Source organism: Metabacillus litoralis (assembly GCF_020524045.1).
Classification (GTDB): Bacteria; Bacillota; Bacilli; order Bacillales; family Bacillaceae; genus Metabacillus; species Metabacillus litoralis_C.
In genome coordinates this window covers 59,870-85,403 of record NZ_JAIVKL010000007.1, presented here as the reverse complement: position 1 = coordinate 85,403, position 25,534 = coordinate 59,870, and the positions used below count along the sequence as shown (strand labels likewise).

Below are 25,534 nucleotides of genomic sequence, written 5' to 3'. Positions count from 1 at the left end.
ATTAAGCTTGTGCTTGTCTTTGTTTTGCTGCTGCATTTACCTGCTCATCAGCATGGTATGATGAACGTACTAGCGGTCCTGCTTCACAATGACTAAATCCTTTGCTTAATGCGATTTCGCGTAATTCAGCAAATTCATCTGGATGGTAATATTTTTGAACTTTTAAATGTTTTTTTGTTGGTTGTAAATATTGACCAATCGTCATAATATCAACATCATTCGCTCTTAAATCATCCATTGTTTCAATAATTTGCTCTTTTGTTTCTCCTAATCCAATCATAAGGCTTGATTTCGTTGGAATTTGTGGTTGCATTTCTTTTGCACGTTTTAGTACCTCTAATGATCTCTCATACTTAGCTCGTGCACGCACTCTTGGTGTAAGTTCACGTACTGTTTCGATGTTGTGATTTAAAATATCAGGTTTTGCATCCATAAGCATTTTAAGGTTATCATAGTCTCCACCCATGTCAGAAGGCAAGACCTCTATCGTTGTAAAAGGGCTTTTACGACGGATTGCTCGAACAGTTTCAGCAAATACCTCTGCTCCACCATCCTTCAAATCATCACGCGCTACCGCTGTAACAACCGCATGTTTTAAGTTCATAAGTGCTACAGAATCAGCAACGCGTTCTGGTTCTGCTAAGTCAAGCTCTGTTGGTAATCCAGTTTTAACTGCACAAAAACGACAAGCACGTGTACAAACAGCACCTAAGATCATAAATGTAGCTGTACGACGAACAGCCCAGCATTCATGAATATTAGGACACTTTGCTTCTTCACAAACTGTATTAAGGTTTTTTTCCCTCATCAACTTTTTCAAGTCTGTATAGTTTTCGTTTGTGTTTAGTTTTATCTTCAACCATTCTGGCTTACGCAAATATTCTTCTTTTTTCGCCATCTGATTCAACTCCATTACGTTATCTAAGATTTATCCCTAAGGCGTTTTCGTAATCTTTGTTGCTATTAGGACTAAGGGAAACAGCCAGCCCTGTATCAAGTCTAGTGGCATCTTTCTATTTAGAATTATACCTTTTATACAATAAAAACACTGTTTTCGGCAAATTATTAGGTCAATTAGCAACAAACTTTCAGAAAAGAGCCATTCTAAAAGAGATAATCAGAATATTTTCCATATACGTTATCACTTTAACATAAGCACTCGAGAGGGACAAGAAAAAGGGTTCTTTGTAATTTCTAACATTTTCTATTAATGATTTTCCAAACTAAAACCAAACTATAAAAAGAAGAAGAAACATTTAAGAGGGTTTTCTAAGTCATTTCTATAAGCACTACTATCTTTTAAAGTTTTGTTGAAAGGAGCTCATTACTGTGCATAAAGCATTATCCTGTATCATCATCTTTATGGTGATTAGTTTATCAGCACAAAATATAACCTATGGTGCTGAAACAAATCAAAAAGAAGACGAAGAAAAGCTAATGAGCTTATATAAAAAGGTTGAAGCTGTCACAAATATTCCTTGGTATATTTTAGCAGCTGTAGATCAATATGAAAGAAATGTGCGTCACTCACGTAAGGATATCCCTAAAGCTGAGGGATTAGTAGAGATTTTCATTAAACCTGAGATATGGGCTGGTCCGTTAAATCCAAATATAGAAGATAAAAACCCAAGAAGCATTGGATTATTTGGTGGTATTGGTGAAGACGGTGATGGAGATGATCTTGCAGAACTTACGAATGATCAAGATGTGCTATATTCTTTTGCAAATTACCTACGATCTTATGGAACTGATATAGAAAATTTGAAGATTGGTTTATGGGATTACTATCAAAGAGATAAAACTGTAGGAATAATTTTAGGACATATGAAGCTATATAAAAAATATGGTCATTTAAACTTAGCGAAGCATTCTTTCCCTGTTCCGTTAAATCATAATTATAGCTACAAAAATACGTGGGGTGACGCAAGAGGCTGGGGTGGACGCAGAATTCATGAAGGAACAGATATTTTTGCAAATTATGGAGTACCTGTCAGATCTACCTGCTATGGAGTGATTGAAATGAAAGGATGGAACCGATTTGGGGGTTGGCGAGTAGGAATTCGTGACATTGATAATACGTACCACTACTTTGCTCATCTGAACGGATTTGCTGATGGATTGCAAACAGGACAAATCGTTGAACCAGGGCAGCTTATCGGATCTGTAGGAAGCTCTGGATATGGTCCTCCTGGTACTTCAGGTAAGTTTCCTCCACATTTGCATTATGGACTTTATAAAGACAATGGAAGAACAGAATGGTCATTTGATCCCTTTCCACATTTAAAATCATGGGAACGAGCTGAAAGGCAAAAAAAGAAATAAGCAAATTAAACATTTAGCCTGTATTAATAAACTATATAAAGAGTTATAGGTTAGGTTGATTTCCGCTACAGGATGCTCGCTTTCCGCGAGGCGGGCGGTGAGCTTCCTCGGCGCACAGCGCCTGTGGGATCTCACCTGTCCCGCTGCTCCCGCTGGAGTCTCGCACCTTTCACTCCTATCAACCCTAAATAGTTTAGTGCGTAGACGAACTATAAAAAACAACAATTCCTTTTAAAAAAGAGCCAAAATTTAAAAAGAAGAGGCAGATGTTCTCCGCCTCTTCCTAAAAATTATTTTTGTTTCGCTTTAATCACAGCATTCGTAATACTTGCTGCCATTCCACCCCAGATGATAACGATACCGATAACCATCATTGCAATCGCGCTTCCACTCATTACTGTGATACCCCCTTAGTTGTTGATGTTGCATTTGAATTAGATCTTTTCTTGATTGTAAATAATACTCCGACTAAAATTGCGCCAATCGCAACTGTCCAACCCCAGTTGAATAAGAACTCACGTGGATATCCTTCATACTCAGTTGTTAAGTTTGTACGTAAGTTATCAAACATCATGTATCCTAATACAACTGGTGTAATTAATCCTAAACAAATTCTCCACCAAGTACCAAGTTGCATATCTGACATTGAATTAGCATGTGATTGAAGGTTTTTAAGTTCTCTAGCAAACCAAGCAATCGCAATTACCTCAAATAATCCAGCTAAAGCTACACCAAATTGATTGATAAAGTAATCTGCGGCATCAAGGAAGAATAGTCCGCCTTGTGTTGCAAAAACTAATGAAAGTAACGCAGATGCGCCTCCACCGATTATAACCGATTTCACACGAGAAATTCCGAACTTCTCTTGTACACCTGCAACAAATGTTTCAACAATAGAAATTAGAGATGATAAACCAGCAAGTACTAATGATCCGAAGAATAAGAAACCAAACAGCTCATTAAATGCCGGGAATTCATTAATAATTTGTGGGAAAACAACGAATGCTAACCCTACTCCAGCAGAAACAACTTCACTTACAGGAACACCTTGTTGAGCTGCCATAAATCCTAATGCACTAAATACTCCAATACCTGCTAATAGTTCAAATGCAGAGTTACTGAATCCTGTTATAAATGCATTGTTTGTAATATCTGATTTTTTTGGTAGGTAACTTGAATAAGTAATCATAATAGCAAAAGCAATAGATAAACTAAAGAAAATCTGACCGTATGCCGCTACCCAAACCTTTCCATCAGTGATCTTGCTCCAATCAGGTTTAAAGAATGCATCCAAACCTGCTGCTGCGCCATCTAAAGTTAATGCTCTAATAACGATAATCGTAAATAAAATAACTAATGCTGGAATGAAAATTTTATTTGCAACTTCAATACCTTTTTTAACACCTGCAAAAAGAACACCTAAAGTTACTACCCATACAAGTACTAATGGTATTAATACCCCTGGAACTAAACTTCCGAAATCACCAATCGCACCACCATCAAGGTCAATACGCTTTAAATAATCTCCCATTAAGAATCCACCAGTATCTTCTCCCCAACTTAGGTTAAATGAGAATACTGAGTAGGACATTGCCCACGCTATAATAACAGCATAGTAAGTAGAAATAACAAATGATACGGCTACCTGCCACCAACCAATCCATTCTGAACCTTTACTTAATCTTCCTAATGACATCGGAGCTGATCCACGGTACTTATGACCGATTGTAAACTCCATAACTAGTAATGGAATACCAGCTGTTAATAAAGCAAATAAATACGGAATGAAAAATGCTCCTCCTCCATTTTCATAAGCTGTTGCTGGGAATCTCCAAATATTACCTAAACCAACTGCAGATCCAACGGCTGCTAAAATAAAGCCTGCCCTAGTTCCCCACTGTGGACGATTTTCCATGTTTTTTCCTCCTTTAACCTCTTCATTTTAAATGATAGAACAGTTAGAAATAATCTAATATTCTGATTATTTTTTATAATCTATACATAGTATATATGGACATTATGCCTATGTCTATATAAAATTTTGAAAAAATACTATTTTAGTATGATATTTCAGAATATTCCTATTAATAGGAAATAAATATATTTAAATGTGTTCTATTTTCCCTTTTAGTTGTAAAGGATCTTATATCTACAACATTCTTTCCTTTGATACTATACCACTTTTATCCATTAACTAGGTGAAATTTAAGGTGGATTTTTCCATGAGTTTTTCGTCAAACTATTATTTTAGTAATAATAAAAGGCTCTTTTCTGAAGAATTGTTGCTAATTAAACTCATTTCCTGTGAGTATCAATGTTTTTATCATATATAAGAGATACTATTCTAAGAAGCAATGATGCCACTAGACTTTATCTAGAGCTATTTCTTAATATGCCTAAAAGCAACAAAACTTTGGAAAAACAGCTTAATAAAAAACAGGAGTTGAGTAAACCCAACTCCTGTTTTTTTATGCTATTTTATCTTTTTTTGCAAAGATAAAAATAAAACCGAATAATAAACAGCAAACAACAATAAAACCTACTAAACTACTTCCTGTAATACCTAGAGCTAAATATCCAACTGCAGCAACAGCTCCACCTATTAACGCATATGGAAGCTGTGTTAGTACATGATCAATATGATGACTTCCTGCTCCTGTTGATGACAAGATTGTCGTATCTGAAATTGGTGAACAATGGTCACCTAAAACAGAACCAGCAAGAACCGCTGCCATTGCAGGCAATAACATGTTGACATCTGTTGCAGCCGTTATTTCACCAGCAATAGGTAGCATGATCCCAAAAGTACCCCAAGAAGTTCCTGTAGCAAAAGCCATAAATGCTCCTAATACAAACATAACCACTGGTAGATAGGCAAGGTTTAAATCGGATTTTTCAACAATAGTTGCTAAAAATTTACCAGTCTCTAATTGACCGATTAAATCAACAATCACCCATGCAAACATTAGTATATAAATGGCCGGTAACATCGACTTTATTCCTTCTTTAATAGCTAAAGGAAAATAACTTCCCTTAATTCCTTTAGAAAAGAATAAAAGAATAGTAATAGCAAGACCAAATAAACCACCGTATAAAAGTGATGTAGACACATCAGTATTTTCAAAGATAGCAAGAATATTTACTTCTGCTTTATCTTCTATCGCTGAATATCCTGTATATAACATCGATGAAACAGTTCCGATAATGAGCGCTAAAATAGGCCATACAAGATTACTAATCGTTCCTTTATCACTAGAAGGTAAATCCTCTTTCATTTCTCCTAATACTTCTTTTTCTGGATCCACAACTTGTCCAGTTTTCATTGCACGCTCTTCATGAACCTTCATACTACCAAGATTAATATTGAAATATGCTACTGCAAAAACAAGTACAAGTGCTGCAAATACATAATAGTTCATCGGAACCATCGTCATGAACGCACCTAGTGGTGAATATTCCGTTACACCATGTGTTGTCAAGATTGTCGCAATCATCGCAATGATGTAAGCACCCCAGCTAGAAATAGGTGAAACAACACAAACTGGTGCAGAAGTTGAATCAATAATATAAGCAAGCTTCGCACGAGATACCTTTTGACGATCAGTAATTGGACGACTAACTTGTCCTACTGCAAGTGCATTAAAATAATCATCAATAAAAATCAGAATTCCAAGTAACGCTGCTGTAAATTGTGCACCTACACGAGTTTTCACACGCTTTTGTGCCCATTCACCAAATGCTCGGCTTCCTCCAGAGATCGAAATAAGTGCTGTAATTATTCCTAAAATAAGTAAAAATAGAATAATATAAACATTCCATGTATTTAACCCACCATCTGAAACAAAGATAGCTTTAATCGCGTCAAGTATTGCCTTTCCAGACTTGACAATAGAAAATTCCTTTAAAATTAACGCTGCTGATACAATTCCCACACCTAAAGAGAGTAATACTCTTCTTGTTAAAATGACCATAATAATAGCAATTAAAGGTGGGACAATAGATAAAATAGTTCCTGACATGATGTATGAAGCCTCCCTAAAAATGATAGAAGGGCCATCCTGATGCTATGGTAAAGTTTTAGTTTATATATTAAATATATATAAATGTCCTCTTTGGAGATATTTTATTTCGATAAGCTTGTTTTCAGATAATTGTTGTTTTATTTATAAAGCCTAATGTTTAGTTTTGTGCACTTTGTTGATTGGAGTGAAAGGCATGAGACTCCTGCGGGAGAAGCGTGTTAAAGGGAGACCCCACAGGCGCTTGCGCCGAGGAGGCTCCCGAACCGCCCGCGGAAAGCGAATGCCTGTAACGGAAATCAACAACAAAGTTTTACAGAATAAATTGTTAGACAAGTAACTAATTTGAACATTTACTCCATATCCATAATAATTGTATAACAAGCAACAACCAATCTTTCAGAAAACAGTACTACGAAAAAATGAACAACAAAAAGAGTAACGATAGAAAATAACTATCATTACTCTTTTTGAATAATGTCATGTTATCCTCCATCCCGATCAGTAGCCCTCCATTATAGAATAACTATAATGACAGTATTACCCTTATTTAAAGTAATACCAATAAATGATACCTGACTAGTACTCATTCACTTCGGCAATAAACCCTTTCCAATATGGTCATCGTTGTCATTCTCACATATTGTACTAATGTTTATTGCTCCTCTACCTCATCTTGAGATAAGGTGGTTTGGTCATATTAGATTTTCAACATTACATAGTCTATCAAATAAGAAGGATCATGACAACTAATCAACTTTTGGTAATTCAATAGCAGGGGTATCTTTCCCACTATTATTATAATAATCTGGAACATCACCTGGCTCAAAAATATTAATAACTGGAATTGTATTGTCGATCGTAATTTTATCTGTTGCAAAAGGAATGACAACCTGAACTGTTACTTCAGCAAATATCGATACCTGATGATTGGCACTGTTAATTCCATATTCCTTTGTTGTTTGTACAATATCAGAATGTACATCACCAATTAAATAAAATCGAATCGGAATATCAGGACCTAACGTACTTAAAATAGCATTATCAGTTATTTGACCTAATGGAATAGAATAAACGATTCCATGATCTAATTCCATTTCTTGACTTCCTTTTTCTGTACTGTGGAAATTTTCCTTTTCTATTTCTTCAAGCTTTGTAGTGATATTATCTGTCACTTTTCTTAGAACATTTCTCACAGTACTAGAATTAAGGGTAATCATATTGATATCTCCGTTATTATCCTTATCTGTTGTAACTAAAGTCTTTGCTTGTTCTGTATCGATTACTTCTTCCTTTACGGCTTCTTGAATAATCGTTGTTGCAACAGAAGATGCCTCAAGATTAGCGATTCTAAGCAAGGTTGGCTTGATTTCTTTATTCACAACCCAAAAACTACCTGCAGTTAAAATAATAAAAATAACCAATGTTAGCAATAAAACATATCGAAACGGCAAAGGTCCTCTACGAGGGCGGCGACGACCGAAATATTTAGCCAAAGTTAATCCCTCCTTTACAAGCTATGTTTATGCATGTAAGGAGGGATGTACGCATCATTTTCTAAAGATTATTAAATTTTATTGTTGAACAATGTAAGCAACCTACCTATAACTGCATCATGCTCTTTACAACATCTTAAGTAAAGCATCTTTCCCCTTTGTGCCAACTGAAATCCCTAAGTTTTCAGCTTCATATGTGACAGATTCAAGTGGTGCTTCCAAAAGCTGATCAATCGTTCTCACACCAACCGCACGGCCAGCGATAATTGCTCGGTCTTTTAACTTTTCATTTAAAAGTGCCACATCTAAAGCTCCACACATGATATATCCTTTATCATTTGTAATTGCCATAAAATTTGTTTTAGGTAATGCAACTGTAATCGCAGTAAATTGATTTCCTTCAATGATTATAGGTGTCATCGTAACCATTTAATAACTACACTCCTTTCATGGTATATCTTTATGAAATATGAAAGAAAACGTGTAGTTATTCGTCTAATTTTTATCAGCTCTTACCTAACTTCCATGCTAAAACATCACGTAATAATTCAGGCATATAAAATATCTTTTTTTCAGCATGGCTAATCTCTGGATATAGTGGCCCCAAAGTAAACATATCTAATGTAGCAACTTTATATAAGCGATCTGGATTTATTGGTTGATGGTTAACTAATATTTCTGTAACATGTTGTTTTCCATCGGATAATATATCCGTTTTTACTGAAATCCCATCAAACACCATTCTTCCCATCACTTTACCTCTGAACCCTAGTCCTTTTAACTGTAAATGCTCCATTTTTTCGTCTCTTGATTGAAGAATAACTTCTTTTAGTACGTCTCCCTTTAAGTAAATTTTACAAGGATTAATTGGATGAGGACAAATGCGATGTAGATCTTTTCTAGTTACTCGTCCCTTTGGTAAGGATTCTAGTAAAATACCTGAATTCACCATGGCCACTTCTCCATCACACCACTCTCTAAGAGCACTTGCTAGTAATTGTGGAAAAGGTGAATCATGAAACCAATCTACTGTCAGCTGATGATCTATGACTCCAATCTCCTCAGAGAGAATTTCATCACTATCTTTATACAGTCTATTTAAGTATTCAGTTGTTTCTTGGCAGAAATGATGTAATTCACTTGTAGAATAAAGTGCTGCGTTATTTTCTATTAATTGTTTTTCATTTGTTTTAATTTCAATAGATATATACCCTATGTATTGACCATATTTTCCTGCACCAGCTACAAGTGTTGAGTTGATTCGTTTCCCCTGCTTTAGTACGTGATGAGTATGTCCACCGATAATAATATCAATATCTGGAAAATCATTAGCTATCATTTCATCATCAGTTATTCCTAAATGTGAGAGTAACACAATCATATCTGCCTGTCCTTTTACTTGCTGAATCACTTCATTAAGACTTTGAAACGGGTCTTTCACCTTCCAACCTAGAAGTTCATAGAATTTTTCGTAAAAAACGGTTACGCCTAAAAACGCTACCTTAAAACCATTCTTGAGTGTCTTAATTTCATAAGGCACAACCCATTCAGGACGTTCATCTTGTTCTGTATAGAAATTTGAAATAATCACTGGAAATTCAGCTTCATGGTAAAGATCATTTAAATCATCATGTGCAAAAGTAATTCCTTCATTATTTCCAATTGTCGCTGCATCATAATGAAGTTGGTTTAATAACATCACATTTGCTTTACCTTTTGTTGCCTCTGTAATTGGATGAAACCGATCCGCATGATCACCAATATCCACAAGTAACATTTCCTCATTATGTAATTCGTGTAGCTTTCTTTTATCTTTCAAAAAACCAACGATTTTCGGCCAATTTTCAAAATGACTATGTAAATCATTTGTATGATAAAGGTGAATGGTTTCTATCATGTTCCTCTCTCCTTAGACTTAAACTATCTTCCCCAATATTTAATTTTAATTATTGAATCAGCCAAAGAAACCTTCGTATATTAATTTTAAGCCGGCAATAATTAGAACAGCTCTTAATAAATTTACAACTGTTTTCCCTTTTAATTTTGTATTAATAATCGCTCCAAATCTTCCACCGAACCAAGCACCTGGAATGAGTATTGCTGCATATAACCAATTGATATTACCTAAAGTAATATGTGTGATTGAGCTAATCATAGCAGATAAAAAGATAATGAACATAGAAGTTGCAACAGCGATATGTGGTGGGAACATAAATAATAAGATCATGGCAGGAACCATAAGAGCCCCTCCACCTATTCCAAATAAACCTGATATAAAGCCCACTACAAAAGCTATTATTATCCCTGGAACAGGCTTAAAGGAATAAAATTGTTCTTGTCCTTCATCATTTATATATGGACGGCTGATTTTCTTACCTGGCTTTTGCTTCATTTTAGGTAATTTATCTTTTACCATTAACATGATTGATATAAAGATCATAAACAATCCAAACCAAATTGAAAATGTGGTTGTGTTAAAAAGTTTATTAGCATATGCACCTAAAATCCCACCAGGACCGCTTCCGATAAAGAAAATTAAGCCACTTTTATAATCAACTTTTTTATACTTCATATAAGTTAATGTTGATGAGAGCCCTGTAAAGATAACAACTAATAAAGATGTACCTACTGCTACCTGTGGTGACACATCTGCAAAACCCGCAAAATAAGTTCCTAATGAGAGCAACATCGGAACAACGATAATTCCCCCACCTAAACCAACTAAACTGCCGAGTGTACCAGCAGCTATTCCAACTAATAATAAAATAATCCACTCCAAAGTATTTACCTCTCCTCATCTGGAAAAAAGCTTAATTGTTTTTCTGCCAAACCTGAATATTTTATATCAAGGATATTTATCATCATTTTCGCATTAGCGGCAGAATCGCCACCCGAATTATTATTAAACAACATGTACGTCATCTTTGAATTTTTTTGAAGAAAAGCTAAATTCTCTTTCCATTGCTCTAGTTCTTCTTGATTATATCGATACAAATATCTAACATCTCTCCAGTCTTCTCCAGAAGCTGGTTTGTTCCAGCCATGTACATTTCTCCCATGAAGACGGATGAGGCTTTTATTAGGATCAGTCGGATGTAAAACGGTTGGTATTGACCTTTCGCCTGCCTGTGGTTCATCAACAATACTATGGATCCATTTCTCTGATTCCATGAACTGTAGAGTCTTTTCGTAATAAACAGGTGAAAACCATGATCGGTTTCGAAATTCAAGAGCTACTTCAAAGTCTCCCATTTGTTCTCTACACCATTTTAAATATGCAACATTCTCCTTTGTACAATCAAACCATGGTGGAAACTGAAAAAGAACCATAGCAAGTTTATTTTCAGCTTTTAAAGGTTCTACAGATTTTATAAAAGCATTGAACATCTCCTCTTTACTAGTAAAAGGAAGCTCACCATGAAGATGTCCTGTCATTCCCTGATATGCCTTTGGAATGAATTGAAATTGTTCTGGAGTTTCTTTTAACCATTTTCTAATATTTCGTTCTGGCTGAATTGCATAAAAGCTTGCATCTATTTCAACAGTAGGAAAATGTGCAGCATATTCTTGTAGTTTTTTTGATGTATTTGTTGTAGCTGAGTAGAGAGAATCATGGTCACCCCAGCCAGTTAATCCGATTTGAATTGTTGTCAAATAAACCATCCTCTAAACTAGTATGAAACAATCGTCGTGAAAATAAAGGTTGTTTTCGCAAACTTTGTTAATGCCTCGAAGTAAGTAGCATCGACAAAGTCAAGTAAGTTTTCTTAATAAAATCATACACTTTATGTAATGAAAATGCTGTTCCCACAGCATTTTTAGGTGAATTAGATCCATTCTTTCATGAAAACTCATCACAAATAACATTAATAAATCTACTATAACATGACTGAAAAGGATAGCACACATTTCAGGATTTTTCGTGTTTATAATAGAAAAAAGGACTAACATTTTTTTGTTAGTCCTTTTTCATTATATATATTATCCGATTGAACCTTCCATCTCGAACTTGATTAGTTGTGGGTCAAATAACTTGAAATAACTAATAAAGAAGTGGCTTTATATCAAGGTTTGAACAGTTTTTTTAAAACAGAATAAAGTGCAAACTAAATTCATTTCGGCATAAAATCGGCACGGAATATTACCCTAAACCAACCATATGTGAAGTATTAAAAACTCAGAACTCACAGTTTGCTGTGAGTTCTTTTCATTTGCCTAACCAAGCAGTCCTAATGTTAATATAATTCATTTATCAGTCTATCCCTCGTTATTCTTCCTTATTTTCAATAACTTCCTTAATAGCTTCGGCAATAGCATCAGCCGTTCTATAGGATTCCTTCAATGTATTCTCAACACCGCCAATTTCTAATAGTACTGAATTTTCTTGGAGATCTTGATTATATGTGTTTTGAGGGTTTTCACCTTTTTCAAAAACTCCTCTGGATAACTCGGGATATAATTCTTCCAACTTTTCGTGAAGGAGTATGGCAAAGTCCCTGTTCTCCTCATAATTATCACTTGTTTTAGAAACAACAAATACAACTCTTGCATAGTCTTTTCCATCAATATTTATGGTTGTAACTGATTTTTTTTGTGAATCCCTGTGAATGTCAAAGACCATTTTTATACTCTTATGTTCATTTAATGTTTTTTGTAATTTTTCTCTTGAAACCAAATAGGAGTCGGCAAACGATAAATTGCGTTCTTTTAAAATTCCTGTTATATCGGTATCATCGATGATAGTGTTAATATTATTTTCTTTTAGCGCTTTACCTAACTCCTTCCCAACCAATGTGATATTCTTAGTATCATTAAATGCTTTATTAGGGTCGGTTACGTTAAGCTCTGGAATAAATGACTCATTATTATGTGAATGATAAATAAACACTAATGGATCTTGTTCTTCAACAGCAGATGATAATGATTGATCTCCAACGTTATTTAGAACTTTTGTAATTATATCTTTCCCACTAAAAAAGAATATCCATGAAAAAGCAAAGACAAAAAGTAAAACCCCACTTGAAATGGCGGACAATCTTTTCACCATCGATTTCCTTTTCATACTCCGTGCCTTTTGTCTAAGTTTATTTTCAGTTGAAACGATAAAATCTTTACTTGGATTTTGAGGGTAGGTGTTTTTAATCATATCAAATATCTCTTTTTCATTTTGCATTTGTCAAAACCTCCTCGGCATCAATATTCAGTTTTCTTTTGAGGTCTTTTAAGGCTCTGTGATAATCTACTTTAACTTTTGATTCACTGCATTGTAGAATTTCAGAAGTCTCTTTTATGGAAAATTCATTTATTCCACGAAGTATAACTACTGCTCTATGTTTTGGTTTTAATTTCGAAATTGCCTCATGTACAATTTGTTTGATTTCATTAATTTCAAACTCTTCATCTGGCTTATTGTCATCAGATTCCAACTGTTTAAAAAATCCGTCTTTAAAAACAGATGCAAATTTCTTTTTCCTATAATGATCAACAGCTACATGTTTTGCTATGGAAAAGATCCATGTTTTTAAATTGTTTCCGCTATTAAAATTGGGTAAGTTTTTTAATACACGTATAAATACTTCTTGTGTCATGTCCTCTGCATCGTTTTGATTTCCTGAAAAACAAACAAGAAATCTATACACGTCTAAATAATGCTCATTATAAATGATAACAATACTGGACTCTAAGTTCTTTAGATCAATCAAACTTTTCCCCCCTCATTATGTATTCACCTATTATTCGTTTGAGGTGAAAAAAAGGTTACAATTAATTTCAATAAAAAAGCAGAGCATAACTTCTATACTCTGCGGATTAAACATGTCTCTATATAGGGTAAAACCTATCTCATTATTTAACTATCATGCCTGTTAACCTAAATGAAGTACAGTTTCACCACAAATATGTATAAATAAACCGTTCTAACATTGTAATTGGACTAACATCGTTACTAAAAATGAGTAAAAATAAACACCACAACCCCACTGGTATATGGTGCTTCCTGTTATTTATTATAATCCATATCAACTTGAATACCCAGTAATTTACTTTTATCAGATTCGTCTGTAAGTACAAGTCTGGTACTATCTTCTATAATATTTTTGTATTCCTCTTCAGTCATTAAATCCTTAAAGGAAAGTATTATATCTTCATTGATTGTTGCTATGTACTGTAAACCCTCACTATTCACTTTTTCATATGCCAACTTAAGCAAACTATAACGTTGTCTCGGATCCATATTACCAAATAAGCGACTATCATGAAAAAGAAACTCAAATTTATGATTCTGCTTTAATAATAAAATTGTCATATCAAAACAGAATATTTTAACTTCATTTACTCCATCAGAAGAATCATCTTGAATTTTAGCGATAATGTCAAACCTTATAGTATTATCACCATCATTATTAATTACTTTTATACCACCTGGTTTTTTTTCATAAAAAGTTTTGGAAAGGTCTCTAAAAGTAGTCATAATATCTTCAAGTAAGTCTTGAATGTTCTCTATATAATTATCCGTTTCATTGTTCTGAGTGTTAAAGTCAGATTGTACATCCTTTAGTTTCTTTTTATAAGTTCGTAAGATTTCTTGGTACTCATTTAAACGTTCAAGTTTTGTTTGCATATCATTTAATTTTTTATTTAAGGCATTATAATCCTCAAGTGCCCCATGTGTATTTAGATAACGGAGAGCTTTATCAAGTTCTTTTCCAACCACTTCGATTAATTCTTCGGTTTCTTTAAGTTTGTCATGGTTTTTAATTTTTTCGCTTGCCAGTCTTTTATTTCGATTTTTAAGAAGGTTCTTTTGAAAATTAATAGCTTCTTCCATTTTCTTTACTACCATTTCAGGCACTTCTATTTGAGCTTGATTATATAAATTTATTACCTTCTTCTCAGACAAATCTGGTTTTATTTCCAGAGACTTATTTATATGTTTGATGGAGTTATTAATAAGAGTTCTTTTATTTTCTAACTCTTTTAATTGGTAATGTTTTTCGTCTGCCTCTTTTTCAATATCTTTATAATTAGCAGCTATTTTGAATTCAGTTAATTCATTTTTCAATCTTTCGATATTATCCTCTAAGTCAAGGATTTCAATTTCTGTGTCTTCATTGTTATTAAAATGTTCCCTAATGATTGGATCCTCTTCAATATTTGTCTTTAATTCTTTAGTCTGCCTAAACAATGTACGTAATCTTTGTTTTTCAGTAACAAATTCAGTTTCAAGACCTAATAAAAAGGAGTTATTTAGTACTTTACTGTATTCTTGTTCATTTTTAATAAATGCATCATATGTTACATAGCTTTCCCTATCTCTTCTGATAAACCTAGGGAATAAAGTATTAAAAGTTAGATTGTTTATCTTTTCTGTTACACCAAAGACTTTTTCTAACATTATTGATCTAAATTTTGCTAAAGTTAACTTTTCTCCATTTAAGAAAATTTTGCTCTGATTAGTTGTATTTCGTACTGAAGTATACAATTCGCCATCTATTGAGAATTCTAAAGTAAATTCCCAGCCAGGTATTTTTTCTTCAAAAGGAGCAATTTTATTTGAACCTAAGCAAAAATGCAGAATGTAGATTAATAATGATTTTCCTACACCGTTGTATGTTTTATCTAAGCTCTTATCATCAGGATTTGCCTGTTTCCCAATAATCAAATTTAAACCATCTTTAAACTCAATGGTATGAAAAGAATTCATATTCGAGCTTAAACGTATCAACCGCATAACTGTATTTTCCCCCTTGCTCCCTCTTCAATTGCACCAATTGTGAATAAAAAAGTTAGACCTAAGATAAAATTATCTAGATCGTGATGTACTGGTAGCTCACCAGTATTGTTTATTTTTTGGAAGGTGCTCCATAGCTCATCAAAGCTGATTGGTTTATGAATAAGGCTCAATATTACAGAACTAAGACCAAAAATTGATTCGGATAACCGAATATGTTTTTGTGGTAATATCATTTTATTATACCTCAGTAAGTTTTTTCGGTTTTTCAAAGATATCACATGCTTCAAAGTAAAAAGACATGAGAACTAAAACAGCATCTTTTACTGCTTTTTTACCATTTGGAGAAGCATTATTAAGTATATAAAAAAACCTTTGGTCAGGATAATTTACTTCATTATCACTAATAACCTCTTTGGATTCATCATACAATTTTGAAAAACGTGTCTTTAGTTCATTCTTAACATATTCCCCTGTTGCTGCAAAATATGTTTCTAAATCGCCAATTTGATAACTGGCAACGTTTAATAAATTCGCAACTTTTGGGCTTAGCTTATTAAATACTATCTTATATTCAAAATCAGGATCATCTACATATGTATCAGAAGATGCTTCTACTTCAGAGTTCATTAAATATTGGACAGCTTGATTTAGTACATCAAAATCTAAAAAGCTAATTTCCTCATTAGGTATGAAACCGATGATATCGTTAATATCGGTTTTTGAAAGTTCCATAAAAATAGACTCTAAATTGTGTGAACAAAAGGAATCACAAATCACATCGCTATTTTCAGAACTGAGAAGAAGAATTTCTTGCTCTACTTGGGGTGGTAGACCTTTATATTTATCGTTAACTACATAATAAAACTCTTTTATTTTACATAAGGCATCCCAATGTTTTTTTAGACCTTTAAAATCTTCCCTCAATTTACTTACTGCATCAGTAATAGTTTTGGTCTTTTCAACATTCTCTGGAGCAAAAACCTGGTAGTATACACCTTTTGTTTTATCAAACCCATCATTTTTTCTATCTCCAATATTTCCGTATGGTTTAATCATTCGAAAATTTGAATTATGTTTAGTCATTATTTTTGAAAAGAGATTTTCATAAAGTTGTCCGTCACTCGTATGAACTTTTATTTGAAACATAATCCTAGCAATATATTTTTCACTGGTATTCATTTATATAGCTCCTACAATCTTATTTAAAAATACTCAAATGCGAAATAATATCTTTTAATATGATATTAAAGTCTAATATTGGTAAAAACAAGGTGAATTTTCCAAAAAATAAAAAAATAGCTTCCTTTAAAGGAAGCTAGTATTACAAAGACTTACATGGAAAGTACTCAAAATAGATTTTTATATTTTTCTTCAACATCATCGCCTAACAAACTCTTAGCGGTTTCTAGTAACTGTTTATGATTACTTTTTGCAAACCGACCTTCATAACATTGCGGATTGGAATCCGCTTCATGGAGAAGTACTTCTAACTGCTCCTTACTAAATTCTTTGAAATATGGGCTAATACAATGATCAAAAGTATAATCAGCCGTATTATATTGTCCACTGTGATAATAATGACTAACCATTAAATCATAAAATTCAGGTAATGCCTCATTTCTTCGACTAATATTGAATAGAAACTCAATATCAATTTTCTCAAAAATATGATAATGTGCGTAAGGCTGATTGTAAAAATCACCTGTTGTATGAAATTCTGTATCTAATTTTCTTAAGTGGGTTGATATTGAATCTGATAAAAAGTAACTTTTAACAATCAATTGTTTTTTGTTTTTAATACGATTGGTTAATATTTGTCTAGTATGTTCTTTTAACAATGGGTAAACATTAGGGTACTTAGATATAAAGTCTACAAATTTACCTAATATGTTGCTATTTTCATCCATAAAATCGCTAAAATGAGCGATTTCTTTCTTTATAAACTCGAAAAGAGTTTCTTCGTATCTTTTATAAATTATTAAAAGCACCTTGTAATTAACATTTCTATTTTTGTTTTCTCTTTCTCCGTCGCTTTTAAAGACAATTTTCCATAAATGTTTAAAGATATATTCAACAACCTCTTTATTAAAATGAACAAGGAATTTGGATTCTAAATAGATCTCTAAGCGTTCTTCAGTAGAAAAGTCATTTTTAATTCTTTCAATTTCCACCATAAATGGTGCAAATACATTTTTGGTAAACAATGGGTGCTTTGTCAGTAAGCCTTCTAGCATATTAATCATAAGAGACTGTACCAATTCCTTATTAGGTCTGTGTAGAATTTCTATTGAATTTAGAACAGGGTGTCCAGAAAGGTTTCGGTACCTTTTTAACGTAGTAATATGAGTATATACATCATTCTCTAACAACTTAGCTTCCTTAAATGCTTTTTCAATAAGATTGTTCTCCCAATCAGGTGATACTGGATTATCTTCTTTATCTGCTTCTAAGTCCTCTAAAATCTTCTTAGCTTTTAAGTCATTGTGAATATCCTTTAAATCGTTCAATTTAAAAATTAAATCACAAATAACTACAGTATATAACATCACTACCGCTGATCTATAATTCTGGTGTTCATATGAGCTAAGAACCTCTTCAAAATATTCTTTTGTTTTTTGATGATAAATTCCTTCAACTAGTTCAGCTAGATTATGCTCCATAATTCTCTTCTCCACTTCCGATATATAATAGAAGGATTTGAAATTCTTTTTTCAATCTATTAGATGAATAACACATTAAGTCAAATCCCATTATAAAATCCTGCTCTACACAATAAACTTTGTGAACCAAGCTATATATTCTGCTCCCCAAATGAATAACAATTGAGCAAGCACTGTACCTAATAACCTTGATGTTACCATCATTAGTGACATATTTTTTAGCTTATTGTAACTTCCTCTTTGATTAACAACATCGTCAGCTATCACAGAAATTTTCGGGTCTATAAAAATAACTAAAAGTATTGTTGCTATACCATTAATTAAACCTGATGCCATAATAGCCGTAGAAGCTCTTTCAGGAGCTATTAAGGCTGCATATAATGCTGATAATACACCAATGGTATAGATGGCAGTTATTATCATATTTACACAAAATAGTTTTATTGGTATATCCTTTACTCTAGTATCCTGTAAGTATGAAAACTTAGGTAAACTAAAATGTGTTATGCCGCGCTTTATGTACTGTAAAGAAAAAATTCTTTTCATTAATGAAGGTACAGAACCTTTTTCCTCTGATAAATGAATGATTGCTCTTGAAAATAATGCGATAAAAGTAGGAAGCAGAATTATTCCAAATAATGTTCCAACTGTTGATGCACCAATAAGAATTCGAAATTGAGTTTCTACAAACTCCAGAGCATTTTCCTTTGGAGCAGTATCAATTAGGCTACCAGTAAAAGGTTGTTGCATCATATTAGCTAGTCTAGAAACAATGACCATAATGTTAAAAAGAGATAAAGCTGATGCAATCATTTTAACTCTTGCACCCGATAACCTCACAGCATAGGCAAGTGTTTCTATCGAATGGATGATAAAAATAAACAAAGCTATAAATAATAATTTTTCAGTTAAGAACTCCATTAAGGTATTACCTTCTTTTGCATATGAATTTAATGTCCTAATTTTACCATAAGATTCAATTTTCTACTTGCACTAAGGCAGGCTAGTCAAAGAAATATCTTTATTTACCACAGTAATGCATTCAGTCATATAAAAAAAAGAGCAGCTAAATATATAGCTGCTTAAAGATTGAAGGGTTTTAATTCTAATAAATAGATAGAAAAGCTACCTAACGATAAACTTGATAAGATACCTAACTTTTTTATAAAAAAAATTAGAGGATTTTCTGATTGGTCGGAAAAGGTTCCCTTGCCGCCGTTAATCCCATCATGTACTAGAGAACATTACATAGGGGGGGCTTTCAAAAAGGGCAATCATTTGCTCAAATACTCCAGTAAATGATTGTTCAACAATTCTGCAAGCATTCTATCTTCCAAAGTAGTTCCGTTTCTAGGTGACGGTCTTCTCTTTACTCTTTCCAGTAACTCCTTGTCCTTCAACTCTTTATCGAACCGCTTATATAATTTATCTCTTAGTTCTTTATCCAGTATTATTTGAATTGGTATCTTCCTGTTATCATGTCTGAGTTGATTTTGGACTTCACGTTCTTCTATTTCTTCTTGTGCTAACTTTTGATTAAGACTATAAATAATTCCACGGATATACTCAGTTGGTTCCAATCCTAATTTATTTGCTTCTTTTAATAAAGCTTTCCGCACATCCTTTTCAAGCCAGACCGTGCCTTGGTTAATATGCCGCCCTGTCTTTGACAGTGTTACCTCTTTAAGTACATGTCGTTCATCAATCGCTTTTCGTATGGTTTCACCATAAGGATCAGTTTTCCCATTTATGTTCAAACGTCTGATCAAGCTATTTAACGCCAGAACATCTTGATAACTTAGAGAAATTCCGAGCAGGTTTTCTTCTGGCGGTCTAATAAATCCTTGAACTTTTTCAAGTACATTCAAATTATTGATTTTCACGTTTCCACCTTACCCTTTTCATTTCTTTGAAATTATATTTTGTTTTCAATGCTGTAATTTTCTTCGATGGCGCACCTATAATTTTATAAATATACTCACTCATGGACTTTTCTCACCCAATAACTTGTTATTCGCATTATCACCTTTGGTATCTAATTGCTCCATACCTACCTTAAGAAAAAAGTTATCACTATGTTGTCTAGCCTTTTTCTTGTTTTCTGGCTTCTGCCGATATTGGCGATAATATGCTTTCCGTCCTTCATCAATTAATGCTTGAATCTCGGTATCATTTTTCACATATTCACCACATTTCTTGTCAATTTTCTTTTATTTTATTTTGCATAATTTGTGTGGTTTTTATGCATACTATGTACTTTTGTATACATTAAAAAAGACCCCCTTGCGAAAGTTTGCGGTTAGCAAAAAATTTGCAAAAAGGGTCTAACTCTACATGGCTTAAACCCTTCGTATTACTGGATTTAGAATGACGTTTATTGAAATGATATGTATATAAAGACCTTAATACAAAATGCTTCAATAAACGTCATTTTTTAACTCAACTTTGATACTTTTCAATACCCCATTTTTCGAGAATTGCTTGTAGTAAAATTTTTTGTTGATGCCCGTTTCGTTGCCATACATATTTAAGTACACTATTTTTTACAGAACTTTCACTAAGACCATTTGCACTAGCAACAATTTTTACGGTTAATGGTTTTATTTGTGTAAATCGTTCTTTTGCAGACCTACTATGAGATTCGTGAAACAATTCTAACCCTGCTTTAACATCACTGGCTTGTACATTCAACGTTTTACGTAGTTTGTTTTGAATAATATCCTTAAATTCATTAGACGAATATCTTTCATTCGTCATTTTCAACAATTCCTTAAACACCTTTTTCGTAACAGTAATTTTCTTTATAAAATCAAAAGCCGCAATATCTGCCAATCCTTTTATATGATTAAAATATTTGTTGATATCTGCTTTTCTCTTGATGTTCTTTCCAACTGTTTTACATGTTTTATAGTCTGCAATGGTGACATTTCTTTTGGTGGCTGCGAACTGATCAGGATGTACTTGCTTTTTGAAAACTTTTAACGATTCTTCATCATCTTTCAGGAAGCACTGATACATTGACTCATCAAAGTACATACTGAACGCTTCTCTTAGCTCGGCATTTTCCTTTTTTTCTTGCTTCTGTTGAAATTTCATGTTTTCCAATAATCTACTAAGGTCAAATCCATTCTTTTCGACTTCCTCATTTACATTGAAAACCCCACTGCATTTAACACCTAATTGATTACCAACCTCTTCAATAAACGCATTTCTGAACAGTGTATAATAACGTTCTTTCCTCTTCATCGACTGGTGTCGTACAAAAAGAGGATTAAATTCTATGATTGCATTTTCATCTTGGCTTCTGTAGAAAATACCGTTTTCCTTCTCGACAAGAGAAGGGAGAAATTTCTTTTTACAATCATTAAATTCTTGATTCAAATATTCAACATAGCCTCTTACAATCTTTTTTCTATACTGGTAATCGGTTTCAATGTAGAATCGATTGGTTTCCATGAACTTTGGATTCGGCTGTTGCATATATAATCCAAAATATTGATACTGACCTCTAAAACGGTTTGATATTTGCTTCACCGTTGAAGGGTTAAAAAACGGTGAAGACATATCGGAAACAACAAGGCAGCTCCAACTCAAATCATTATTGATACTTACCCCGTCCGCTAAAACCGATGTACTGATTACAACTTGTACATCATCTGAAATGGTACCATTCTCAACAATGTTCAAATAGGTTGAACTTTGTTTGCTATCACTCGTTACAACCTGTGTTTTTATTCCTTCCATACGCAAAATATCTTTAATCCTTTTTATCCGTTGCTTACTGTTAATAAACAACATAACTTTAGTTTGTTGTAACAATCCTCGGATTACTGGAATAAGCATGATGTCTGCATCATTTCTCTTTTCGTATGTGAATACTCGGTAATCCAAACAAGGTGAAGAACTATTCCCTGTATCAATTTTAATTAGTTTGTCAAAATGGTCTTTCAATACATCTTCTGATGTTCCTGACAACCCAATAAAGGATACTGCAATTTCCGCCAAACCCTTTATTTGATCTATTGCCGCAAAACGATAATTGTAAGCATCCGTAAATTTGTGAATCTCATCGATGATTACCGTAAATTGAGGTGTTATATTTTCATAACCGTAATCAATCCCAGAAGTCAAGTGTCTTATAATCTCCTCTGCCTTATCATAAGTACTAACAAAAACACGTTCACCGTTTATGGCTTTTGTTGTTACCTCGTTTCCTAGGTTCTTCATTCCTCCTAGAGCACAAGGAATATTATGATCTTTTGCAATCTGCTCTGTTAATGGAATAGTAGGAGCAGTGAAAATGTAATAATGCCAATCTTTACTCGCTAATTCCTTAGATGCACCTATAAAACTACTCGTCTTTCGGCTACCTGTCGGACTATCAACTAGAAGCCGCTGTTTCCGTTGTATGAGGTCATTTGCAACCTCAATAGTTAAATGTTCCTTAACCTTTATAGATTCAGTAGGAATGGATTCAGAGGTCTCTTGCCAAGCATAATTGTATTTATATTTTCGTTTGTACCCGCCATCTTTTGCATGTTTGATAATACTTCCAATCCCTACTTCTCCTCGGGGTTTAATACTGTCCCAATACTGTTCACTTGATTCGCTACCACTGATTATGCAATAGAGTTCATACCCTTGCTTTTCGTTCAAATTCCCTATAACCACTTCATTTTTCAGGGCATAAACAATCTGAAGCCACTTCGTTCGAGTTCCATCTTTTCCATCACTCGGAATGTACCCAATTGTTTTGCACATTTCTTTCAGTTCATCAAAAGTTACCAATTGTAACATACTATCTTTAAACCTTTTTGCTCTGGCTTTTTGCTCTGTTTCTCTGTTTAGTTTTTTTATTTCTGCTTTTAATCTTGCTTTTGGCAACCATTCATTTACTGGTAACGTAGTAGAAAAATCGTTTACCTCGTATCCCATCATGCCTGGTCTAATAACTTGAGTTGGTGACTTTGCTGATTCATCTATTGGCAGCCCTTTATTTTTCAAATAATCCATTACGTCTTCAACTAATACTTTGTAATCGTCCAAATCTGTAATCGACTGATCCAACTGAAAAACTAATCGGTAACGATTACCTTTCTTACCATGGCTGAAGGTGTAAAATAACCCCATACAAATATCTTTGAGGTCATTTAAAACCTTTATCGGTTCCGTTACTTCGTCATTATCGTCAATATCGACCGTAAACGCACTTGCAGAGATAAAACGTATACTATTTTGGTCGTTTACCTCAAAATTAGAGAGCAAGACACAATGTCCATCGGATAAAGCTTCTAATATTTCTTGAGGGCTATACCAACTTGCATGGCCGATACGTTTTATAGCATTTGTAATAATAGCCATTTTTGTGCCATCTGGCTGAACATAATGCTTTTCTTGATGAATAGCTGCATAGTGTTGAAGATTTGATGTTTCTAAATCTTTTCTGTAATTCTTTCTTGAAAAACCCTTTAATTTTAAGACTTGAGCATTCGGAATAATTTCATTAAGAGATACTATTGTTTCTATCAATGTATTTTCTTGTTCGATTGGTTCCAAAATAAAAAAGCTCCTTTGTCTAAATAAATTCTTCTTCCCTTCGGAAAAGAATTACAAGTAAAGGAGTGTGTACATCATGCCTATTTTTGATATACTAAAGACAGAATTGTATACGATCTCCTTTATTGGATTTATATAATACCTTTGCGATATGTTAGTTGGGTGACAAAAAGGGAGTTAGACAGCAGTCTCGGAAACTGCTATCGAAAAAACTCACAGTTGGAAATCTGTGGGTTTTTCTTTTTGTCTTAGTCTGGGTTCATGTTGAGTAGGTAGCTTAAATTGATAAATTTTAGCACTTTTATGCTTGCAGGAACCACAGTAAAGTAATCCATTCTTTTGAATCCATGCTTTCTCCAGTTCCATTGCTGATACTCGTAATACCATATCAATTAATTCCTCAATCGAATAATATTCGTAGTCGTCAAGGTTAAGTGAATATTCATCATTGCAAAAATTACATTTAAAAGTGTACAATGGTTTTCCTCCTTTGCCCCTTGCTGCCTGAACTTACTATTTTGTAATTTATCTTGACTTTCTTTTCTGTCTTTGTCTTTGCTTGTCTATCCTCTTTTTGTTAAACATGAAAAGTCTATCATTATAGAAACAAACGATTCTTATAAATAGTGAAGGTTTTTCCATAAGATTCACCCCCCTTCAAGCTGTCAAGAAATGAATTCCTTTAAGTTTCGACAACCGAATAGCTTATCGACAAGTTGCTGTGGTTATAAAAGTTCTCCTATTCTTTTTTCAGATTTAATAATCACACTCAACATTACCGCCTTTTTTCTTAACATCTATTGACCAACGATTGATATATTTCTCTACTTCTTTACGATTGAATAACCACTTCTTGCCCACTCGCATAGAGGGAAAATTCTGATTGTATATAAATAATTTTTCTACTGTTGGTCTGCTTAAAGATAGCATTCTGCAAAGTTCCTTTGTATCTATAAGCAACGCTTGTTCCTCAATTTCTTCTACACGTTTACGAACTTCATCTAAATATAATTTTTTTATTTCTCTTTCATCTAAAGTAATATTAAGCATTTGGTTAATCCTCCTTTGTTAATTTCAATATTTTTACTCATTTCAAACGTAAACATTTGCTTATAAAAATATTTTGTAATGCATTACAATACTTATTATTGACATGAAAAACATTCAAAATAATGTACTCTTTCTGTAATTTTTCTGGTACCTTTTCTGTCATAATACTGTCATCGAATAACATTTAACAAAATTTAACATAGATAACCGTTTGTATAAACTATAGTTTATAGTGTAATATTTATTGTTGATAGGAGTGATATAAATTGGATTTTAAAAATTATCTCAAATCAAAAAGAGAAGAAAAAAATCTTTCGATGAATAAACTTGGAGAATTATCTGGTGTTTCTGCTATGTACATTTCACAAATTGAAAGAGGAAGGCGAATAACCCCTTCTCCAAAAATATTAGAAAAATTGGCAGAAGGTTTAAATGAATCATATGAGGATTTAATGATGGCAGCAGGATATATTCCTGCGGAGGAAGTTATAGAGGAATTGCAAGGACACATACAAGGAGAGGATATTGAACCTCGTTCTCCAATGCCACCAGAGGCAGTAGAAGAAGGGGAAAAGCAATTTGAACTTAGTTATATTTTTGACCCCAATCATAAGATTTTTCTTGAGGACAGGCAATTAACTAGTGAAGAAATCAAAAAGATAAAAAGCGTTATCAAGATAATGTTACAGGAATGAAAGG

General features: G+C 33.3%; 22 protein-coding genes and 1 riboswitch. Of the genes, 2 read left to right on the top strand and 20 right to left on the bottom strand.

Going from position 1 to position 25,534, the window contains the following annotated elements; all coding sequences use genetic code 11:
* Nucleotide 1: 1 nt before the first annotated feature.
* Nucleotides 2-913: a lipoyl synthase gene (lipA, locus tag LC076_RS12450; RefSeq protein WP_264191525.1), complete on the bottom strand. Its 912-nt coding sequence runs from the start codon at nucleotides 911-913 to the stop codon at nucleotides 2-4.
* Between the two features lie 416 nt (nucleotides 914-1,329).
* Here lipA and LC076_RS12445 point away from each other — a divergent pair, with 416 nt between their 5' ends.
* The gene (locus LC076_RS12445; RefSeq protein ID WP_413465982.1) at nucleotides 1,330-2,322 is read left to right on the top strand and encodes a M23 family metallopeptidase; all 993 of its coding nucleotides are present in this window, start codon (nucleotides 1,330-1,332) and stop codon (nucleotides 2,320-2,322) included.
* 290 nt (nucleotides 2,323-2,612) lie between these two features.
* Here LC076_RS12445 and LC076_RS12440 read toward each other — a convergent pair whose 3' ends face one another.
* The 19 genes from LC076_RS12440 to LC076_RS12350 all read right to left on the bottom strand — a co-directional run bounded on the left by LC076_RS12440 (nucleotide 2,613) and on the right by LC076_RS12350 (nucleotide 24,835).
* Nucleotides 2,613-2,717 (bottom strand): methionine/alanine import family NSS transporter small subunit, encoded by a 105-nt coding sequence (locus LC076_RS12440; RefSeq protein ID WP_226669423.1) that lies wholly within the window; start codon nucleotides 2,715-2,717, stop codon nucleotides 2,613-2,615.
* On the bottom strand, nucleotides 2,717-4,237 hold the full coding sequence (locus LC076_RS12435) for a sodium-dependent transporter (RefSeq protein WP_226669422.1): 1,521 nt from the start codon (nucleotides 4,235-4,237) through the stop codon (nucleotides 2,717-2,719). The genes LC076_RS12440 and LC076_RS12435 overlap by 1 nt, the downstream gene beginning before the upstream one ends.
* Nucleotides 4,238-4,790: 553 nt before the next feature.
* On the bottom strand, nucleotides 4,791-6,341 hold the full coding sequence (locus LC076_RS12430) for a Na+/H+ antiporter NhaC family protein (RefSeq protein WP_226669421.1): 1,551 nt from the start codon (nucleotides 6,339-6,341) through the stop codon (nucleotides 4,791-4,793).
* Between the two features lie 497 nt (nucleotides 6,342-6,838).
* Nucleotides 6,839-7,018, bottom strand: a riboswitch (Lysine riboswitch).
* A 72-nt stretch (nucleotides 7,019-7,090) separates the two neighbouring features.
* The gene (yunB, locus tag LC076_RS12425; RefSeq protein ID WP_226669420.1) at nucleotides 7,091-7,837 is read right to left on the bottom strand and encodes a sporulation protein YunB; all 747 of its coding nucleotides are present in this window, start codon (nucleotides 7,835-7,837) and stop codon (nucleotides 7,091-7,093) included.
* Nucleotides 7,838-7,963: 126 nt separating this feature from the next.
* Nucleotides 7,964-8,266, bottom strand: coding sequence for a YunC family protein (locus tag LC076_RS12420; protein ID WP_226669419.1), 303 nt, complete (start codon nucleotides 8,264-8,266; stop codon nucleotides 7,964-7,966).
* Between the two features lie 76 nt (nucleotides 8,267-8,342).
* Complete coding sequence (locus LC076_RS12415) at nucleotides 8,343-9,734, bottom strand: bifunctional metallophosphatase/5'-nucleotidase (protein ID WP_226669418.1); 1,392 nt, start codon at nucleotides 9,732-9,734, stop codon at nucleotides 8,343-8,345.
* A 57-nt stretch (nucleotides 9,735-9,791) separates the two neighbouring features.
* The gene (locus LC076_RS12410; protein WP_226669417.1) at nucleotides 9,792-10,616 is read right to left on the bottom strand and encodes a sulfite exporter TauE/SafE family protein; all 825 of its coding nucleotides are present in this window, start codon (nucleotides 10,614-10,616) and stop codon (nucleotides 9,792-9,794) included.
* A gap of 5 nt (nucleotides 10,617-10,621) precedes the next feature.
* Nucleotides 10,622-11,491: a DUF72 domain-containing protein gene (locus LC076_RS12405; RefSeq protein ID WP_226669416.1), complete on the bottom strand. Its 870-nt coding sequence runs from the start codon at nucleotides 11,489-11,491 to the stop codon at nucleotides 10,622-10,624.
* 613 nt (nucleotides 11,492-12,104) lie between these two features.
* Nucleotides 12,105-13,010 carry a stage II sporulation protein P gene (gene spoIIP / locus LC076_RS12400; RefSeq protein ID WP_226669415.1) on the bottom strand — a complete coding sequence of 302 codons (906 nt, stop codon included), beginning with the start codon at nucleotides 13,008-13,010 and terminating at the stop codon, nucleotides 12,105-12,107.
* The gene (locus LC076_RS12395; RefSeq protein WP_226669414.1) at nucleotides 13,000-13,539 is read right to left on the bottom strand and encodes an RNA polymerase sigma factor; all 540 of its coding nucleotides are present in this window, start codon (nucleotides 13,537-13,539) and stop codon (nucleotides 13,000-13,002) included. The genes spoIIP and LC076_RS12395 overlap by 11 nt, the downstream gene beginning before the upstream one ends.
* A gap of 296 nt (nucleotides 13,540-13,835) precedes the next feature.
* Nucleotides 13,836-15,566: a DUF2326 domain-containing protein gene (locus LC076_RS12390; RefSeq protein ID WP_226669413.1), complete on the bottom strand. Its 1,731-nt coding sequence runs from the start codon at nucleotides 15,564-15,566 to the stop codon at nucleotides 13,836-13,838.
* Nucleotides 15,557-15,802 carry an ABC-three component system middle component 6 gene (locus LC076_RS12385; RefSeq protein ID WP_226669412.1) on the bottom strand — a complete coding sequence of 82 codons (246 nt, stop codon included), beginning with the start codon at nucleotides 15,800-15,802 and terminating at the stop codon, nucleotides 15,557-15,559. The genes LC076_RS12390 and LC076_RS12385 overlap by 10 nt, the downstream gene beginning before the upstream one ends.
* A 4-nt stretch (nucleotides 15,803-15,806) precedes the next feature.
* Nucleotides 15,807-16,748, bottom strand: coding sequence for an ABC-three component system protein (locus LC076_RS12380; RefSeq protein ID WP_226669411.1), 942 nt, complete (start codon nucleotides 16,746-16,748; stop codon nucleotides 15,807-15,809).
* Between the two features lie 167 nt (nucleotides 16,749-16,915).
* Nucleotides 16,916-18,229: a hypothetical protein gene (locus LC076_RS12375; protein ID WP_226669410.1), complete on the bottom strand. Its 1,314-nt coding sequence runs from the start codon at nucleotides 18,227-18,229 to the stop codon at nucleotides 16,916-16,918.
* Between the two features lie 105 nt (nucleotides 18,230-18,334).
* Complete coding sequence (locus LC076_RS12370) at nucleotides 18,335-19,150, bottom strand: lipid II flippase Amj family protein (RefSeq protein WP_095243576.1); 816 nt, start codon at nucleotides 19,148-19,150, stop codon at nucleotides 18,335-18,337.
* A gap of 353 nt (nucleotides 19,151-19,503) precedes the next feature.
* Nucleotides 19,504-20,112, bottom strand: a complete 609-nt coding sequence (locus LC076_RS12365) for a hypothetical protein (protein WP_226669409.1) — start codon at nucleotides 20,110-20,112, stop codon at nucleotides 19,504-19,506.
* A gap of 99 nt (nucleotides 20,113-20,211) precedes the next feature.
* Nucleotides 20,212-20,409 carry a hypothetical protein gene (locus tag LC076_RS12360; RefSeq protein ID WP_072581342.1) on the bottom strand — a complete coding sequence of 66 codons (198 nt, stop codon included), beginning with the start codon at nucleotides 20,407-20,409 and terminating at the stop codon, nucleotides 20,212-20,214.
* Nucleotides 20,410-20,668: 259 nt separating this feature from the next.
* Nucleotides 20,669-23,785: a DEAD/DEAH box helicase family protein gene (locus tag LC076_RS12355; protein WP_226669408.1), complete on the bottom strand. Its 3,117-nt coding sequence runs from the start codon at nucleotides 23,783-23,785 to the stop codon at nucleotides 20,669-20,671.
* Between the two features lie 756 nt (nucleotides 23,786-24,541).
* On the bottom strand, nucleotides 24,542-24,835 hold the full coding sequence (locus LC076_RS12350; protein WP_226669407.1) for a helix-turn-helix domain-containing protein: 294 nt from the start codon (nucleotides 24,833-24,835) through the stop codon (nucleotides 24,542-24,544).
* A 266-nt stretch (nucleotides 24,836-25,101) separates the two neighbouring features.
* On the opposite strand from LC076_RS12350, the gene LC076_RS12345 reads away from it, so the two are divergent.
* On the top strand, nucleotides 25,102-25,530 hold the full coding sequence (locus LC076_RS12345; protein WP_226669406.1) for a helix-turn-helix domain-containing protein: 429 nt from the start codon (nucleotides 25,102-25,104) through the stop codon (nucleotides 25,528-25,530).
* The last annotated feature ends 4 nt before the right edge of the window (nucleotides 25,531-25,534 follow it).